The sequence below is a fragment of the Candidatus Accumulibacter sp. ACC012 genome (assembly GCF_907163155.1).
Classification (GTDB): Bacteria; Pseudomonadota; Gammaproteobacteria; order Burkholderiales; family Rhodocyclaceae; genus Accumulibacter; species Accumulibacter delftensis.
On the sequence record NZ_CAJQUC010000009.1, the window covers coordinates 193,810 to 212,002 of the forward strand.

At 59.7% G+C, this 18,193-nt stretch carries 10 protein-coding genes and 1 pseudogene; 5 read left to right on the forward strand and 6 right to left on the reverse strand.

Annotated features, from left to right (window positions below):
• Positions 1-2 precede the first annotated feature (2 nt).
• Positions 3-767: an IS21-like element helper ATPase IstB gene (gene istB, locus QZ648_RS11710; protein WP_291997239.1), complete on the forward strand. Its 765-nt coding sequence runs from the start codon at positions 3-5 to the stop codon at positions 765-767.
• Positions 768-1,053: 286 nt separating this feature from the next.
• On the opposite strand, the gene ltrA is transcribed toward istB, so the two are convergent.
• Complete coding sequence (gene ltrA / locus QZ648_RS11715; RefSeq protein WP_291997138.1) at positions 1,054-2,304, reverse strand: group II intron reverse transcriptase/maturase; 1,251 nt, start codon at positions 2,302-2,304, stop codon at positions 1,054-1,056.
• A gap of 703 nt (positions 2,305-3,007) precedes the next feature.
• Between ltrA and QZ648_RS11720 the strand changes: the two genes are divergently transcribed.
• Positions 3,008-3,277 carry a hypothetical protein gene (locus tag QZ648_RS11720; RefSeq protein WP_291997139.1) on the forward strand — a complete coding sequence of 90 codons (270 nt, stop codon included), beginning with the start codon at positions 3,008-3,010 and terminating at the stop codon, positions 3,275-3,277.
• Positions 3,278-4,255: 978 nt separating this feature from the next.
• Here the strand turns inward: QZ648_RS11720 and QZ648_RS11725 are convergent.
• Positions 4,256-5,935 (reverse strand): IS1634 family transposase, encoded by a 1,680-nt coding sequence (locus QZ648_RS11725; RefSeq protein WP_291997140.1) that lies wholly within the window; start codon positions 5,933-5,935, stop codon positions 4,256-4,258.
• 591 nt (positions 5,936-6,526) lie between these two features.
• Here QZ648_RS11725 and QZ648_RS11730 point away from each other — a divergent pair.
• The 3 genes and pseudogenes from QZ648_RS11730 to QZ648_RS11740 all read left to right on the forward strand — a co-directional run.
• Positions 6,527-6,678: pseudogene (locus tag QZ648_RS11730) on the forward strand (IS3 family transposase); the annotation flags it as partial.
• Positions 6,679-6,786: 108 nt separating this feature from the next.
• Positions 6,787-7,566 (forward strand): Hachiman antiphage defense system protein HamA, encoded by a 780-nt coding sequence (locus tag QZ648_RS11735; RefSeq protein ID WP_291997141.1) that lies wholly within the window; start codon positions 6,787-6,789, stop codon positions 7,564-7,566.
• Positions 7,550-11,071 (forward strand): DEAD/DEAH box helicase, encoded by a 3,522-nt coding sequence (locus QZ648_RS11740; RefSeq protein WP_291997142.1) that lies wholly within the window; start codon positions 7,550-7,552, stop codon positions 11,069-11,071. The genes QZ648_RS11735 and QZ648_RS11740 overlap by 17 nt, the downstream gene beginning before the upstream one ends.
• Before the next feature lie 492 nt (positions 11,072-11,563).
• Here QZ648_RS11740 and QZ648_RS11745 read toward each other — a convergent pair whose 3' ends face one another.
• The 4 genes from QZ648_RS11745 to QZ648_RS11760 form a co-directional block, all read right to left on the reverse strand.
• Entirely contained in the window at positions 11,564-12,331 is a 768-nt protein-coding gene (locus tag QZ648_RS11745) for a PEP-CTERM sorting domain-containing protein (RefSeq protein ID WP_291997143.1), read from the reverse strand.
• Positions 12,332-13,222: 891 nt separating this feature from the next.
• The gene (locus QZ648_RS11750) at positions 13,223-16,081 is read right to left on the reverse strand and encodes a DEAD/DEAH box helicase (protein WP_291997144.1); all 2,859 of its coding nucleotides are present in this window, start codon (positions 16,079-16,081) and stop codon (positions 13,223-13,225) included.
• Positions 16,078-17,463, reverse strand: coding sequence for an EH signature domain-containing protein (locus QZ648_RS11755; protein WP_291997145.1), 1,386 nt, complete (start codon positions 17,461-17,463; stop codon positions 16,078-16,080). Before QZ648_RS11755 ends, QZ648_RS11750 begins: the two co-directional genes overlap by 4 nt.
• Positions 17,464-17,468: 5 nt before the next feature.
• Positions 17,469-18,158 (reverse strand): OmpA family protein, encoded by a 690-nt coding sequence (locus QZ648_RS11760; RefSeq protein WP_291997146.1) that lies wholly within the window; start codon positions 18,156-18,158, stop codon positions 17,469-17,471.
• Positions 18,159-18,193: the final 35 nt, after the last annotated feature.

The following is an 18,193-nucleotide window of genomic DNA, read 5'->3' on the forward strand; positions in this document are numbered from 1 at the left end:
GCATGACCATGAACGAGATCGAACGCGCGCTGCGCGACCTGCGCCTGTCCGGTATTCGCGCCACCCTGGAGACGCGTGTGTTGCAAGCGCAGGCGAATCAGGCGCCTTTCCTGGAGACCTTCTCGATGATTCTGCAGGACGAACTGGACCGGCGCCGCTCGCGCTTGCTGGACCGCCGTTACCAGCACTCGGGTTTGGACGAGCGCGCGACCTTGACGGACTTTGACTGGCGCTTCAATCCGAAGCTGCCGCGCCAGGCGTGCTTCGAGCTGCATACGCTGAAATTCGTCGCCGAAGGCCAGAACGCGCTGATCATCGGCAAACCGGGTACCGGCAAGAGTCGGATCGCCAAGGCGGTCGCTTACCAGGCGACCCTGCAGGGCCTGGATGTGCGGGTGCTCGAAGCCGACAGTGTCTTTGCGAGCTACGCGCTGTGCAGTGGCGCCGATCAGCAGCGGCAGCTGCGTCCCTGGCTCGATGCCGACCTGCTGGTACTGGACGATCTCTTCCTGGCCCGGCGCATCAGCGACAGTGCGGGCGAGTTGCTGCAAATGCTGGTCCATCAGCGTTACAAGACGCGCCGCAGCCTGGTGGTGACTTCCAACCGGGTGGTCCAGGACTGGGGCAAATACCTGGGCGACAACACGATGGCCAGCACCATTCTCGACCGGCTGATGCATCGCTCGCATCTGCTCGAGTTCGAGGGCCGCAGCTATCGTCTCAAGGAGGCGGCGACGCGCTTCGCACAGCAGGCTTCAGATAGCTGATGCGCCGCTTCGAACCTCCCGCCAGCGTCTGGCTTGGCGAGTCCTGGTGCTCATCCCCCGTCCTTTGGGGCGCTGCCCCAAACCCCGCGTTCGCCACGGGGCAGCCGCCGGGGATGATCAAACCATCCCCGGCAACCGCCAGGAGCGTGGGGTCGCTACACGCTGTCAAGCGGCTTTCGCGGCATAAACGGGCGGCACGCCGCCCATTTGGTGAGTAGACCGAAGGAATTTCACCCACAGCCTCTCGCAGAACGGTGCGTGAACCTCTCGATTCACACCGCTCCCATCAAGCAAACGCACCGACCATTCCTTTCTGCCAGTGCACGAAGAGGTGCGGCTGTTTCTCGCAGATGTTCTCGAGAAATCGTATGGCCCGTACCTTATGGTTCGTCAGCCTCTTGTACTTCTTCATCGCCCAGGCAATCAACGTCAGATTGAAGTGCCTGAAGACAGCATACATCGCCGATTGCCGGTACCGCCCGTAGTAAGCCAGCCAACCCCGAAGGATCGGATTGTGTAACCGCGCAATATCCGCCAGGCTCAGGTCCGTACGATTCCGATAGTTCAGTTTGCGTGTCTTTTGCCGCATTGCCGTCGCCGCCTTGTTGCTGACCGCAGGAGTGAAACTCACAAACAACCTGTTCCGCTTGCTGTTCTTCACCGTCCTTGGCCGAAAGGTATATCCGAGGAAATCAAACTGCGTGACCGGATACCTCCCCTTGCGACTACCGTCTTTGCAGTACACGATCTTGGTCTTGTCCGGATGCATCTGCAGGGCGCATTGCGCAAACCTTGCATCGAGCGCCGCCATCAGGGCCTGCGCCTCCTGCTCGGTCCGACAATGGACCAGCCCGTCATCCGCATACCGGCACCAGGGGTTGTCTGGATAGTGTTTCGTCATCCAGACGTCAAACGTGTAGTGGAGGAACAGGTTGGCCAACACCGGACTGACGACGCCGCCTTGCGGCGTCCCCCGGGTACGTTCTACCCGGGTTCCGTCCGCCTGTTGCAGCGGCGCAGTCAGCCAGCGTCTGATATAAAGCATGGCCCATTCACACTCCACGTGCTTTTCGAGCGCCTTCTCCAGCAATGCATGGTCGATGTTGTCAAACAGGCCTTTGATATCAAACTCCAGAACCCAGGAATACTTCCAGCATCGTTCCCGCGTTACCCCCACGGCGTCCAGCGCCGATCTTCCGGGCCGGTAACCGTAGGAATCCGGTAGAAACTTGGCTTCTATCCCGGGCTCTATCAACCGCTTGACAACCGTCTGTGCCACACGATCTGCCACCGTTGGAACACCCAATATGCGCTCCCCGCCATTCTTCTTGGGAATGGCAACCGCTTTGACCGGCGGCGGAAAGTAGCTTCCCGACGACATCCGGTTCCAGATCTTGTAGAGGTTTCCCTTCAGATCCTTCTCGAAGTCGCCGATCGATTCCTTATCCACCCCTGCCGATCCCGCATTGGCTTTGACCGCTTGATACGCTTCGTACACCAGCCATTTGTCAATGGCAAATGGTTTTGTTGCACTCATCCGTTTCCTCCTGTTGCCAGTTGAACGCCAAATGCAACCGCTTGATCCGACCCCTTTGCTCCAGCCGCATTACCAGCCTTCATCGCTCGTACGGGTCGGTCCGTCCCAGTGCTCCGCATCGGTACTCTCGCCTCGTGGTTTCTGCCACTTGTGCTTCTCCCTTGACATCGGAACGACTGGTTCCCGCAGTTCCACACAGAAGCCTGGATCAGCTTCACGCCTCCTATACGCCGGCCGCCGCTTGCCCAGTAATCAGGTGCCCGGCAAGCTTGTCCCAGAAGGTGGAATCGCCTCTGGTTTTGACGACAACTCCGGTTAACGACGCGTCATCGAAGGTTCACTTTCGTTCGTCTCTCTGATCCATACCTGCCCAAGGTAATCCTTGAACTCTTGCCCCAACGCTCGCTACCACGGCTCTTGACCGCAGCAGCTTGGGGTGGTTTGAGGCCCGCTCCTGAAAGCCGACCCCGAGGGACCTACCCTCATCTCCCATGTAGCTTTCTACACAGTCAGTCAGTCCATGCTGAACTTCCTTTCCGTGTGCCTGCGGCACACATTCCACGGTCCGCTGGACAGCGCTTCGCTCCTTCCGGCCAGGGTCCGCGCCGCCAAAGCAAACCCATTCCCGTTCAACTCATCCCAGCGTTACGCAGTAACGAGCGCACAAGCCCGTTACTGCGTAACGCAATCTCCGGAGACAAATATGGCCAAGACCGCCGCTCAAAGACAAGCTTCCTACCGTGCCCGTCGCCCTCATGCCGGCGAGGACGGCAACGGCGAACGCCGCCTCAATCTGTGGGTCAGTACGCGCACCGATTTGGCTATCGAACGATTGGCTCGCCGTTACTGCGTAACGAAACGCGAGATCGTCCAGCGCTTGGTCAGCGCCATGGATGATCGCATCATCGCCACCCTCGATATCGATGCGCCCGAGTGGGATCAGTACTTCACTGCCGCTTCCGTTACGCAGTAACGGGTTCCTCATCCATCACCAACGGCGGGTCAAAAAACCGACCCGCCGCGAGCGACTGCATTACAATTTCTACGGTCCTGCCTGGGGGAGTTTGGGTGACCATAAGTGGGGGATTTTGAAGTGGCCAACGGGGCCGTAAAGTGCCACTTCTTGTCCTCGCTATCGCCCTCAAAGTTCAGATCCTATCGAAGCGGCAACTACTCTGACACAGGGGGCCGTTTCTCCGTTCAATCGAGACTCCGGCCAAATGCGTGTCGCGGCCATTCTGAAACCGGCTCAAACGTGACGACGTGAAACTGGATCTTCTTTGGCTATGCAAATTGGAAATCTTGTATCTTCCTTCGCTGTGTGGCCCTTCTTCGGTGTTCTTTTGGAGGCCGTGGAACAACCAGCGGAGCGTCGGAGCGAGACCTGATTGGCCAACATGTCAAGGCGAGGTAACGCACTGAAAGCGCGCGATTTTATTTGTCGGGGAACGGCATGGCGGGACTCCAGTTTCAAACCGTCCAGTGCGGACCGGTTTCACGCCGGCGCGGACACAAATGCGCGACAAACGCAACATCTTCGGCGGACGCGGACAGATAGAGCGCAACATCTGCATGGCCGCACTTTAGACAGCGGCTTCAATGCCGTAATTTGCACTTACACTATCATCGCCTGGTGTTTGTTGGGAAACCAAAAAAGGTCACCTTCGTCGCGTGTATGAGCAAGCTCCTGACCATCCTCAAAGCCATGGTCAGAACTGGAAAATACTGGGACGATTCCTTTCATTGGTTTGACTCGAAAGACAGTTTCCCAAACCTGCCGCTCGGGCGGCCAAGATCACTGCGACGTAACGAACGGCCGCTTCCACCGCGCGGGATCTTGACGCGAATGGCCGCTCTGCAAAAGCTCGACCGGCAGCAATGGGTCGCCCGAGTTCGACAGTAAATCCCGTAAGTCATTGAATATGCGCAATTCATGTAAGTGAAATTGGCACTACAAACGCTTGGCGGATGGTTCTGGCAGGGCGACGGTCTCGAACAACTCCTTCTGCTGTGGCGTGATGGCCGACAGGCCCGACGCCGATTGACGTTGATGCAAGGTGATCTGGTGAAACTGGATGCGACGCGCGATCTCCAGCGCACGCTCCGGCGAAATCTGGCTATCCTTGGCTTTCAGGCGCATGCGCAGCACGCGATACAACACCAGCGCCAGGAAGCAAATCAAGGCATGCGCGCGAATCCGGTTCGGCAAGCGATGGAAGACCGGCGCGATCTCGATCTCCGACTTCAGGACACGAAAACCTCGCTCGATGTCGGCGAGTGCCTTGTAGCGCGCCACGATCTCGGCCGGCGTGTGATCCGGCATGTTCGAGACCAGGATCAGCTTGCCATCCATCATGCGCGCACGACTGAGGGCCCGCTGGTCGATCTCGTAGGTGAATACGTCCGCCGCCAGATTGACCTTGATGATGTTCGCCAGGTGAGCCTCTGTGACAGCGCGGTAGAAGCGGGCCGTCGTGCCGGCATCCGACAACTTCCGGCCACGGTGGGTCTGACCGGAATCCTGGCCATCAAGCTTGCCCGCCCACTTTGCCGCGTCGGCCTCCAGCACCGCGATGCGTGCATCCCGCGCTTGCCCCTGTTCGCTGGCGGTGTCGGGGCGGTGCGCCACGATCAAACGAAAGCCCTGCCATTCCACTTCCCCGACGAGTTCTTCGGTCGCCGACAGGCAGCGCTGCTCATGGAATTCGGCCAGCAGGGTATCGAAGTCCGCGTAGCGGAGGGCCGGGACGGCCAGAATGAATTCCAGTGGCTGACCGCCCACCCGAATCGCTCGGATGGCGTCCAGATTATCCAGACTCAGCAAGCCCCGATCGGCAACCAGCACCACCCGCTTGATCGGATAGCGCGCCAGGACCTTCTCGATCGTCGACACCAGCGTCGTCGTCTCGCCGCTGTTGCCGGCGAAGACCTCGTGATGAATCGGCAGGCCTTCGGCGGTCTGTACCACTCCCAGCATCACCTGCCGGACGATCCCGCCATCCTTCGACAGGCCAAAGCGCCGGACCTCGCCAGAGAGTTCGGTGCTGCCTTCGGTACGGATCGTCGTGAGATCGTAGAAGACGATCGACAACTCCTGGTCGATCAAGGGGCGCAGAAGACCGGCCACGACCTTATCCATCGTCTCGGCGCAGTCCGCCAGCGTATCCATGGTGCGCAACAGATGCTGATGGATGACCGATTCGGTGGCGACTTCGGGAATGCGGGTGCCTTCCAGCCAGCGCAGGATGCCCAGCTTCGATTCGGGATCGCATAGGCGGTTGAAGACCATCACCCGCAACAAGTGCTCGGCGTCGAACTGGCGGCGGTTGCGCAATACCCGGCGGAAGGCATCGGCGAAGCCCAGTTCCTGCCACAGGGCGGTGAGCAGCCAGGTGTCGCCGACCGACAGGGCGGGTGCGAAGGACACGTCACCGGTGCCTTCTTCAAGGGACGGCTTGCCCGCTGCGCGCAGCAGACCATTGACCAGCGAGTCGGCTTCGCCGGCGCGCACTGCTTCGATCCGCCCGAGGGTGGCGATGACTCGTTGGCGGGAGACGCCGCCGGCGTCGCGGTAGGCCTCGACGAGCTTGACGTAGCGCCGCGGCCCCGACGTAGTGATCCTCACAAACATGTCGCTACTGTATCGCCCAGATCGACTACAGGCAATAGCCTCAACGAAATAACGTGTCACTACACGACGGTTTCGGAAAAAATACTAACGCCTTGTTTTTGCAAGCATTGAGGTGCAATTTATGCGATCGGCACGCGAAAAGTGTCGAACTCGGGGGGTCGATTGCCGTCACCAAACCACGACAGTTCAGTGGCCGCTACCAAGCCACAAGCGGCCAGCCAGAACAGTTACTGCTGAGGCCGAGCGCCAAAGGCCGGACCTGACTGAGAGCCGTCGTTCAGATTCTTCAGGCCACTGGCAGCGATCGACCCAAAACGGCCATCCGGACTTCTCTGAAGCTGCCGTTCAGGCAGACTGGGCTACTGCGAGTTTCGTTGCCACGAAGCTGCCGTTCGTGACCTCACACATCCGGCCAGGAGCCGACCTTCGTGTATGCCAGAGAGCGGCCATTCAGATGACTGCTCAACTTTAAGACCTGCCGAACCAGCTACGTGTGCAATTTGGCCATTCCCGACAGTCAGCTGTTGCATTGGGAGATGCGGCAATGCAATCTACAAATGCCGCTTGAAGCTGGGGTTTTCGGAACGGAGACGGCGCGGAAATTGCCACTACAACGCTGTCGCGGAAGGCTTCGTCCAGTTGCTCAAGAGGGCGCGGGTCAAGCGCAAAAAACCTGCGCTAGGCAGGAAGACGCGCGACGTATTGTGTTCGACTACATTGAGGTACTCTACAACCCGAAGCGGTGACACTGCTACGCAGACGGTAGATCTTTGATGGACTACGTGAAGTAGTAGTTGATGACGCTCGGGGTGGTCTAGAGAACCCGGGGCGATTCAAGCAGGGGAGTAGTGATGGCGCAGTTTAATGACTGGTGCATATCAGTAGACGACGTGGTCGGAAACCATCACCGCATGGTAATGACTGGGCAGGCGGCGAGCCTTCTGACGGGCATTCAGGCAACCGCAGCCATCGTGCCGGGACACTATGCCTCGGAAGAACAAGTGGCGCGCGCGCTGGCGCGTCTTGGCAAGCCGGCGGCGGCAGCGCTGATCCAGGGGAAGCTCCCGACGACGAAGGCGATCCGTTCCGGCGACCTTGGCGAGATCTACGCCACCGAATGGATCGATGCGCATAGCGGCGGCTACCACGCCCCGATCAAACGCCTGCGGTGGAAAGACCATCGCAACATGGCGATGCGTGGCGATGACGTGATAGGCATTCTTCAGGACGCCCAGACTCAACGCCTCCATTTCCTGAAGACAGAAGCCAAAAGCCGCATCACACTCAATGCCCAAGTTCTCAAAGAGGCCAGAGCTGGTCTCGACAAGGATGGTGGACTACCGTCCGCGCATGCGCTGTCTTTCATCTCGGCCCGCCTACTCGAGCTGAACAACCTACCGCTCGCTGACGCGATCGATGATGCGCTGCTGAAGCACGGCATCCTGCCGCAGAATGTCCGGCATCTGCTTTTTACCTTTTCTGGTAACGCACCAGACGCGCTGTTAACCGCTTCCCTGCAGGCCTGCCCTGGACCGATCAATCAGTGGGGGGTCGGCCTGCGCGTTGAGGGGCACGCCGCCTTCATCGGCGCAGTCTACGATCAAGTAATCGCCAATGCCAACAACGCCTGAGGCAATCGCGGCCGACATCGCCGAAGCGGCAACGGCTGGCTTTCGCGGCCGTCTCATAGCACGCGGTCAGGCGCGAGCGATCATCTGGCGCGACGGGGTGCTCCCGCCAGATGCTCCGGCCTTTGCGCCGCAGCTCAGCTATGACTTACATTCTTACGGCTACGCCCTGTTCGGACTGGGCCTTCGCTTACGTGAGCTCGGTGGTGAGGCCGCGCAGGCGCGAACAGCCTTCGAGCAGGCCGCCACCGCCCTTGAGGCAGTGATTGCAAAAGGCAATCGCGAGGAGACCGATCGGGACTTCCACTTCATTGTGGCAGCGGCGAGCTATCATCTCGCTCATCTCTCCGCTCGTGCGTTCTCGCTGCTGGCGTTCGTCGAAGCCGATGAGAACTTCGCGCCAACCGAGCGGGTCCTCGCGCTATTAATGCGGCGGAACTTTCACGGACTTCGCACCATTGTGCTTGACTTCCGAGCCTCCTGTGAAGGCAGCGACGCGCGAATCGCTGCGGGAATCCAAGCCAACCTCGATCAACTTGAGGCGGCAGCAGAATTGGCAGAGGATGGCAATGACTTCCTTTTCGAAGGCCTGGATATAGCGCTAGTCGACACCTTTATGTCGGCGATGGCTCTATTTCTGCTCGCGCTCGAACGCGGCGAGCAACTGCTGCTTGACCAGGCGTTGGAGCGGCTCCGCACGGGGCTTTCTATCTGCAGCGAGATGAACATGATCCCGCAATGGTGGGCCCATCGCATCGCTATCCACCTCCTTTCGGACCTATGGTCGAGCACCTTTCATGAACGGGTACCGCTCCAACCAGTGGGAGGCGAGGCGGCCGACTGGCTCCAACTCCGCGAGCTTTTCATCGCCCTGTTGCAGCAGCGTTCTAAAGCCGAGGTGGATCTGTGGCCTTCCCAAATCGAGGCGGCGAAACGCGCGGCTGACCAGTCTGATGATCTGGTTGTCTCACTGCCCACCAGTGCCGGCAAGACACGCATAGCCGAACTGTGCATCCTGCGTTGTCTGGCTGGCGGGAAGCGAGTGGTCTTTGTAACGCCACTGCGCGCGTTGTCCGCCCAGACCGAAACGACGCTGCAGCGCACCTTCGGCCCGCTCGGGAAGACGATTTCCGCACTCTACGGCAGCATCGGGGTTAGCGGTTTCGATGAGGACGCAATCCGGGAGCGCGATATCGTCGTCGCCACACCGGAGAAGCTCGATTTTGCCCTCCGCAACGATCCATCCCTTCTCGATGACGTTGGCCTACTCATCTTCGACGAGGGGCACATGATCGGCCTCAACGAGCGCGAGGTACGCTACGAGGTGCAAATCCAGAGGCTTCTTCGTCGCGCGGACGCGCATGAACGGCGAATCGTATGCCTATCGGCGATTCTCCCCGACGGCGACCAGCTCGATGACTTTGCTGGATGGCTACGCCGCGACCATCCTGGCGGCCTGATAAAGCACGACTGGCGTCCGACGCGGCTGCGGTTCGGCGAGGTGGTTTGGAAATCGACTACCGCGCGTCTGAATCTGCGCGTCGGCGAAGAACGGCCCTGGGTTCAGCGGTTTCTCACCGGAGTGGTGCCGCCGACCTGGGTGCCGCCAAAGCGTCGGCGAACCAAGCTATTCCCGTGCGATCAGCGCGAGTTCTGCCTAGCAACGGCATGGCGGCTGGTAGAGGACGGGCAGACTGTCCTTATCTTCTGCCCGGAACGACGTAGCGTCGAGCCGTTTTCTGATGTGATCGTCGATCTCCATGAGCGCGGCGCGTTACGTTCATTGCTGGAGGCAGATCCTGCTGTCCTCAATACCGCGATAGCGCTTGGCGAGGAATGGTTGGGGCCGGACAGCGCTATCCTCAAATGTCTTCGCCTCGGTGTAGCGCTGCACCATGGCGCCTTGCCGACAGCCTACCGCAAGGAAGTCGAAAGCCTGCTGCGGGACAACATCCTCAAGGTCACCATCTCGTCACCGACCCTGGCGCAAGGTCTCAACCTGTCGGCCACGGCAGTAGTTATGCATTCCCTCCATCGCGCCGGCGAACGGATTGAGATATCTGAGTTCAAGAACGTGATTGGACGGGCCGGACGAGCCTATGTCGACGTGGAAGGCATTGTGCTCTTCCCGATGTTCGATAAGATCCCAAGGAAGCGGAGTACCTGGGAGTCGCTCATAAACGATCTCGGTGCGCGCAACATGGAGAGCGGACTTGTGCAGCTAGTCGCGGCGCTGTTGTCACGAATGAGCGCGTGCATCGGTGGAGATCTGAACCAGCTTGTCGAGTATGTCGCGAACAACGCTGTAGCGTGGACATTCCCCGAGGTCACGAACGAGACGCCCGAAGACCGTGAGCGCGCCCTTGCGGATTGGAACCGCCACGTCGCAACGCTCGACACGGCGGTCCTTAGCCTCATAGGCGAGAATGATATTCCTGACGATGGGATCGAGGCCGCGCTGGACGACATTCTGCAATCCTCTCTCTGGCACCGCCGCCTTCTGCGGCACAACGAGCAGGTGCAGCAGATACTTAAAGCGGGTCTCGCTTCGCGCAGCCGGCTTATCTGGAGGCAATCGACCGCAGCGAGCCGCCGCGGCTATTTTCTGGCTGGCGTCGGGTTGGAAACCGGCCACGAGCTAGATGCCATCGCAACGGACGCCAACCTTCTTCTGATCCAGGCCAATGGAGCCATCCTCAATGACGATGCCGAGGCGGCGATTATCGCGATTACGGCTATCGCCGAACGCGTCTTCGCGTTCTATCCCTTCACGCCCGATCCTATACTGGTTAATTGGCGCGACGTTCTCCGCGCCTGGCTTCTTGGTCAGCCTGTCGTCGGCATCGCTGCCGGTCAGGAGTCGGAAACACTGCGGTTCATAGAAGGCGGACTCGTCTATCGTCTGCCGTGGGCAATGGAGGCCCTTCGAGTTCGTGCGGTCGCCAACGGCGACACCGTCGCCGAATTACCGCTCGATGTATATGAGCTTGGATTGGCCGTACCTGCTGTCGAAACGGGAACGCTAAGCCGCTCCGCCTCGATTCTCATTCAGGCAGGATTCAGCTCAAGGCTTAGTGCTATCAAGGCCGTCATCGACACCGGCGCGACCTTTCGGACGGGCCTTGAGCTTCGCCTGTGGCTCAGTTCTGAAGCCGTCAAAGCATGGAGCGCGCAACCTGATTGGCCTACTCCTGAGACGAAGGCGATGTGGACACAGTTTACGCACAGCTTTAACCCGCGCGACAGTCTCGCCTGGGCGAAGCGCAGGTACAGAGCAGGGGTAGTGTGGCTCGGCATGCCTCCGCTGCCAGGTACGCCTGTACAAGTCCACCATTGGGCCGGTCAGTCAAGCGTGCTTTCGGCTGACGGTGCACCGTTGGGCACATTACAGACGATACTTAATCTCGCGAGGGTGGGTCTGATACGTGCCCAGGTTTCTCAAGATGTCGGGCAGATCGACCTCACTTATCTGGGGCCTGACGACCTGTTGGGCGCCACGCCTTTCTAGTAACTACTGTCGAACACATGGCTGTTATACGCGGCTGGTTAACCGGCCGTCCGTATGGCCGACTATTTGCCGGTGAGCATTCTTCTTGAACGGCGGCTGTACTTTGTTATCCGCCTTACAACTGGGGGCTGCGCGAAGGGCCGGATTGGGTCGTGATGCGACCGACCTCTCGTCGACTTCGTCGCCGGAAAGCGGTCAGTGAAGTTTCGCTTCCCGGAAGCGGCCATTCATCATCGAGTGCTGACGACCCGGAAGAGCCGTTCAGCGAGTGGAGGGCGCTATGACGGCACCCCGGCGTATATCTGTCATTCAAACCGGACGCCGGTGGACGGCATCGGGTCAGGTGCGGTCAGTGGGACTGGGTTCCATAGTTCGCCCGGATGTAAGCATTGGAGTGACATTTGCACCCGGCAGCTCGCGGCTAAGCGACCGACACGCGAAAATGCGAAAGGGAGCCGAAGCTCCCTTTCTTAAGATAGAACCAGCGTCCGCTCAGAGTTTGCGGCGACGTCCGATGGCCAGACCGGCTAATCCAAGGCCGAGCAAAGCCAGGGAGGCCGGCTCCGGAACGCCGCTGGGGGTGCATCCGGGCGCAGTCGGATTCGCGCTGCAGAAGTCCACTGCCGTATCCTGCACGCCAACCGTGAAACCGTTCCAGTACTCATTCGAACTGCTGCGCCACGTGACCGTATCGAACGTTCCCAGGAACCGAAGCGCACCATGAGGCTCGCTTCCGCCGACATTGTTGCTGTTGAGCTGGTACTCGAAATTACCCCCGCCAAGATCGACGACGACTTTGCTGGCACCGCCGCAACCCCAATAGCCGCAGTCGTTGCCATCGACACCACCGAGGCTGAGCAACTCAAAATCCCGGTTGAAGGCGTAACCGTTGCCGTTGAGGCTGACAAACGCAAACACCGGGTTGGCGACCGCCTGCGAGAAGTTCAGGGTCTGCAACCCCCTTTGACTCAGGGCGACGATGTCGTTACCAGTCGGGATGTTGTCCACGGCCGCACTGGTGTATGGCGACGTCGCCGGATTCCTTCCGGCTCGATTGTTCTGCCAATAGTCGATGCCACCGCTCGGCTGATAGAAGCCGATGCCCTGCGCATTCGTGTAGGTCACGGTGACGGATGAACTACCCGTCGTGATCGTCCCCTGCGCCTGAAAGCCGGACCCGGCATCCAGGTCGCCGCCAGTCCAATCGGTCCAGAAGATCGGGGCTGCCGAGGCAGCACCGGAACACAGGGCGATGGCCAATGTGCCTAAAGCACGTGTAGTCTTTTTCATGCGGGTTTCTCCAAGTCAACGCAATATGTTTACACATTATTGGAGAAAGCAAAACTCGTGCCAGAAACCTAAACAAAGTGAGGCTTTCTATATTCGACAAGCACTTAGAGAATGCGACTACGGTCGGTTCGATAGCACTGACGAGACACATGTCAAAGAATCCGACACATCTGTCAGGCAGGCAGAAACGAGAAGATATGGGGACACCACGGTTTCAAGTGCGTGTAGGTCGCCAGCCCCTTGCATCCGAACTCAGGCGAAAACATCCCCAACGTCAACTTATGGCAATATCCGAATGGAATTGAGCCAGTTGTTGGCCCCCGGCGAACTTACCGGTGGCGTAAACCGCCCTACTCGCTGGGTCGGGAGCCGAAATACGCGGCCATTAGATGCAGCCGTTGCTGAACGACAGCTTTCTGGACTCCGTGAATGACGACAGTGGCCTAGTTTTTGGGATTGGTCATACGGCAGGTCTCGAAGAGCAGCGGTCGCTAAGATGGCGGCTTTGTAGAGACGGTGTGCGGCAGCAATTGGCCGGTAGGTTGAGGTCGCCAAGGGCCGCTTCGGAGCAGTCCAGTTCGCAGAATCTGGACCTGGCTGACTGGCCGGTTTGGAGAAAGCTGACCGACGGCTTGGGGTCGTGATGCGACCGACCTCTCGTCGACTTCGTCGCCGGAAAGCGGTCAGTGAAGCTTCGCTTCCCGGAAGCGGCCATTCATCATCGAGTGCTGACGACCGACATCTGCCGTTTACCACTCCGGGGCCTCCGCCGGCAGGTAACGGGGTCGAGAAGTCGTTCCGTGAATCACCCAGCGATAGCGCCTCGGCCGGAGCGCTCGTTCTGGGCGGCGATGCGAATCGTCAGCTATCGGCCATGACTTTCCGGGGCGATTCAACGCGAGCGTAGGTTCCATCCAGCAACTGCTGATAGTCTTCCTTAGTGAAGGCAGGGGCTGCCAAGAGATTCTGCGCCAACTTGCGCTTGCGCTCCATCAGCAACTGCAGCTGGACATCGAAACTGTATTCCTCGGCCTCGGGCAACACCGCAAGAGGGTAATAGATGTGCACAGGGCGAGTCTGGCCGATTCGATACACACGATCCGAGCACTGATCCTCAACCGCTGGATTCCACCAGCGCGACAAATGAATGACGTGGTTGGCTGCGGTCAGGGTAATGCCAACTCCGCCGGCCTTCGGCGAGAGCAGCATGACGTCGAATCCCCTTTCACGCTGAAAGGCATCGACCCTCGTCTGCCGCGCCTCGGTGCCGACTTCACCGTTGATCACCATGGGAAGCTTGGCCAAACCATAGCGGCGCTTGAGCAGCATTGGGAGCTGGTTCGCTTCCTGCAGGTCAAGGGACTCAAGGAATACCAACGCCTTTTCGTTCCGTTCCACAACCTTGTCCAGCACCTGCATCGCGGCGCACATACGCGCAGATTGCCCGATGTCGAGATCCTGCCCACTGCCCGAGTCGCTTTCAGCCAGCATCGGATGAAGGGAAATTCTTCGTAGGGCGTGAATCATCCCGAGCGTTCCTTGGGGCCCCGCAAGTTCGCGGGTGGCGAGTGCGCGCTGATAGGCCTCAAGCTGCCGCGCGGGCATCGGGACTCGAATTACGTGCTCGTGCTTTGCGGGCAATCCATCAAGGTTGTCCGTTTTCAAACGCCTCAGCAGAAGCTTCGGGCGCTCCTCGCTGCTGCCCTGTTCATCCTGCCAAACCATGTGACGGAGGGTCTGGACATCGGAATCTGGCGATTCGTACCGTGCGCTAAAGTCCTTGAGATCCAACAACGCGCCCGGCTGAACAGCATCGGCAATGCACCACAGATCCGCCAGGCGGTTCTCGACCGGAGTGCCGGTCATCGCCACGGTAAATTCGGTATTGAGACCTTTGACGGCATGGGTCATGCGCGCCTTGGGAGATTTGATCTTCTGAGCTTCATCGAGAATGACCGCGGCGAAGGGGATGGCGCCGAAACTCAACTGATAGTCGGAAACTGCCTCGTAGTTCGCCAGGACAACGTCTCCGCCGACCAATCGAGCCGTATCGAGCCCCGCCGTCCCATCCAGGTGTCGCCCTCGTCGCAACGCCTTCAGATGTTCGCCATACGCCCGGACAATGGTGCCAAGCCCCGGAGTCAGCAAATGAGCGTCGATTTCCTGTTCCCAGTTCCGCAGCAGCCCGACCGGAGCGACGATCAATAAGGGCCTTCGTTCAACAGCACCGTCCTCGATCATCTCGCGAAGCCAAGCGCAGAACGCCAACGCCTGATAGGTCTTCCCGAGTCCCATGTCGTCGCACAGCATCGCGCCCCGGCTGCCTTCAACCCAATGACGCTGAAGCCATTCAATGCCGGCGCATTGATGAGGCTTGGGGGAAGTCTTCAAGCCACCAGGCAGACCCGGCCTCCCAAACCGGCCCGCGGTCGTCGACCGTGTGAAGGACGCGTCCTCGAAGTTGGTCTCGATGATCAGGACGTTCTTGACCGGCAGCGGGTGGGTATTACCGTCGGTTCTGCTTCCATCGTACCGACGCACGGCATCGTGCAACCGCTCCAATGCGTTCAGATTCGCAGCTGTCGCGGGAACCTCGACGCCGCCAATCGATGCGGTCTGTTGCCCCGCGGCAAGCGCATCCCGCATGTCGTTGAGACCGCTTTCGAGGGCCGCACGCTCCAACGGCACGTCAACGCCGTTCAAGCGTATTCCAGACGACACCGGCGCACTCCAGTCCTGCGAGGGAATTTTGATCCACGGAAGCGCAGGCTCGGACCACGCCCCCAGATCCAGAACTCTGTCTGCGTAGCGCTCGGTTTCAATGAAGACAGTCGGCGCAGACTCATCCAACCCCATGAGCTCGCGTATCACCGCCTCCGGATGCATCGCTGCGCGCTTGCGCTGCTCCGCGGGAGCCTGGCGGAGTTTCCTCACCGTGGCCAATGTCTTTTGCAGCGCTTCGTCGGCCACGACGTACAGGCCTTGGCTGAGAGGAAACGCCGACGCGCCCTCGCGCAGTTGATCGAGTCGCTTGGCGAACAACGGCTCATCAACTTCGGGGAGCGCTCGGACGTGCTCGAGCTTATCGCCCTCATCTGCAGCACGCGTGGTAAGCAGTACAGGGTCAAGTTGCATCTCACCCCGTTCGTCGGTCACCAGCGAAAAAGTAAGCCCACTAGCCGACACCACCCGGAACGACCGGAGAAAGGAATCCGAAATCGCTTCCACTCGGGTTTCACCGAGCGTCTCACGAATGCGTGCCCAGCAACGAAACTGATCGTCGAGCGCCGCATCCGGAATCGCCGAAAACTCGTCGACCAGGCGGAGAGCATGAAAAATCGGCGCCGGAATTCTGTAGGTCTTGCCGCCCGAGGCAAGCCAAGGGCCATCGCGCGTTACATCTCTTGCCGCAATTGCCTTGCCGGGCTGCAGCCAGCGCAAGGCAATTGCCGCCCCCGGTTTGCCCATGGCACCGGAAAGCCGCACATCAAACGGAAACGGGGCATTGGGCGGTAACCCCAGGTCGACGGCCACCGCTTCTGGCCAGGCGACCAGCTGCTCGGCTGGAACAACGAGCGAGTCAGGCCCCACATGCTCCGGAAACTCCTCGGCAAACGCACTGATCGCGGCTGCGGTATGAATCGGCTGGTTTGCCAGCCATTCATCAAGTCCGTTCTCTAGGGTCCAGGCGGCACCGGCACGAGTAAGTTCAACGTTCATAGAATGTCTCGGTCACCGAGATACAAGCGGGTAAAACTACGGATGAAATCGCGCGCCTTTCGTTGCCATGAACCGGACTCGGAGTGGACATGGCGAAGCTCGGGGTTTTTGTTCTGGCCAAAGTGGAAGTCCAACGAGGTGTGCATTCTCAAGTCATGCGCGTGGTACCGGGCGCGATAGAACGTTGGTGCCCCGGTGCTCCCCTCGCGGTAGGCCCGCAAACTGCCGTTATGACTCCATTCGGTAAAGATCAGGTCACCGATCCGCAGCAGCAGCACCGACTGATTCGAGGCAGTTCCGCCATCGAGTACCCCGTACCGCATGGCAAGATCGCTCGACACGTCCCCGATCACCTTCTTCGCATCAGGGCCAAGAACGAGCCAAGCATCCTCCACATACCCCGCGTCATAGTAGGCCATCCAAAACTTCTGCCGGTAGCGCCAAATATCGTCGGCCGTGCGTGCGAGGATGCGCATGAAGCAGCGCAGGGAATCTCCTGCTAGCCAACGCATCAGCACGCTTACCGCGTCCTCAGCTACGCCATGCCACTGATAACTGGCATGCGAAGTCACCCGAGGATCCCCGTACTGTGAAACGAAAAGCCGCATCAGCTTGGAACGGTGGAGATCCGGAGGCATCCCCCGACGCCACGGTCTAAGCAGGGCCTCCGCAAACCTCACCCGCTGCGCTGTCTTGACCACTCGTGCGGGCATCCTGTGCTGCTCCAGCTCCAGCAAACGAGAAACCACCGCCCACTCACGCAGCCGCTCGGGGTTCACTTGGAGTGCCGAGGCGAACACCTCCCCGCCAAGAGCGCTGCCGAAGAAACCGTCCCAAAGAAGAAGCTCTTGCATCGTTTCACTCAGCCCCTTGGCTCCGAGCAAGAACTCCTGGGCGAGATGGTTCGGAGCCTGCTTCGGATCGAAGAACGACCTGCTCCGTTGGAAGTGCTGCAATCGTTCCGCAAGTGCCCCTCCCGCCGCGTCGATCACGATGCAGAGCTTCGATGCGAAGTCCAGGAACTTCGCATCGCCTGAATCAAAGGCTTCACAGTAGGTATACAGCAGCGGAAGTAACCAGCGGCGCGCTCGACGGCCTCCGCCCGCAAAGGCTTCCGGCAGCACTTCGGTCCAATACTGTTTCAGCAACTGGGGGTGCACATCGGGCAAGGGCGGTTCGCCTTTCACCCAATAGGCAAAGGGCAGTTTCCGCAGTTCGACTCTTGATAGCCCTCGGTATTGCTCATGCCGTGCACGTTCGAACGTCACGCGCAGGCGCTTTCCGATCTCTTCCATCGGAGGCGGCGGCGTCACCGAGACGCCTCCCATGTCGCGGGCGACTTTTTCAAGGGAGGGAAAGGTCTTAGGCAGAGTCGCAAACAACACGATCAGCGCACCACTTGTTCTTCGAGCGCCATCAATTCGCCGAGCACCTCACCGATCGGGCGATACGTCAGCACAATCCGAAGATCGACGCGACGATTTCGCCCGGCAGAAGGATCGGTCCCTCTGAGGGGGCGCGTGTCAGCATAGGCGCTGTAGGAAAACAACGGCTGCCCGGCTTTGTTCCGGTAAGCGTCGAGCGCACTTCCCACGACAAGGGCCGCCTGCACGGCGCGTGCCCTGTCGAGAGACAGATTGATATTGTCGTAGCCGTTCCGTCTCAACGGACGACTGTCGGTGTGTCCCTCGATAAAAATCGTCTCGATTTGATGCCCTCCGCGGTTATCGGGGCAGTTGCGGCTATGGGCCAATTCACTGGCCACAAAACACGGCAACACGCCGGTGAGTCCCTGAGACGCAAGCGCCAATGCCCCCCTGCCCTGTGGCGTCAATTCCGCGCTCCCCAGAGCAAACAGCACATCCTCGGGCAGTGAAATCACGCCACTTTCGGGATCCACGCGGATTCCAGGCAGCGCTGCTTCAATACCCTTCCCGATGGCCGTGGTCACGATCCCTCGGGGATCCCCTGCGCGGAGAATCGCGGCGCGCTGATCTTCCACCACCTGTTGTTGCCGACGCTGCTCAAGCGCAAGAACGACCACCAAGATGATGAACACGAATAGCAGCCCGATCATTAGATCGGACGCAGACGCTAGGTACCCGCCGTCAG

Bases quoted from the DNA above. Each gene is read 5' to 3' on its own strand.
- QZ648_RS11725 (WP_291997140.1), bottom strand. From the start codon at position 5,935: ATGTTTGTGAGGATCACTACGTCGGGGCCGCGGCGCTACGTCAAGCTC.
- QZ648_RS11750 (WP_291997144.1), bottom strand. From the start codon at position 16,081: ATGAACGTTGAACTTACTCGTGCCGGTGCCGCCTGGACCCTAGAGAAC.
- QZ648_RS11720 (WP_291997139.1), top strand. From the start codon at position 3,008: ATGGCCAAGACCGCCGCTCAAAGACAAGCTTCCTACCGTGCCCGTCGC.
- istB (WP_291997239.1), top strand. From the start codon at position 3: ATGACCATGAACGAGATCGAACGCGCGCTGCGCGACCTGCGCCTGTCC.
- QZ648_RS11760 (WP_291997146.1), bottom strand. From the start codon at position 18,158: ATGATCGGGCTGCTATTCGTGTTCATCATCTTGGTGGTCGTTCTTGCG.
- QZ648_RS11735 (WP_291997141.1), top strand. From the start codon at position 6,787: ATGGCGCAGTTTAATGACTGGTGCATATCAGTAGACGACGTGGTCGGA.
- ltrA (WP_291997138.1), bottom strand. From the start codon at position 2,304: ATGAGTGCAACAAAACCATTTGCCATTGACAAATGGCTGGTGTACGAA.
- QZ648_RS11740 (WP_291997142.1), top strand. From the start codon at position 7,550: ATGCCAACAACGCCTGAGGCAATCGCGGCCGACATCGCCGAAGCGGCA.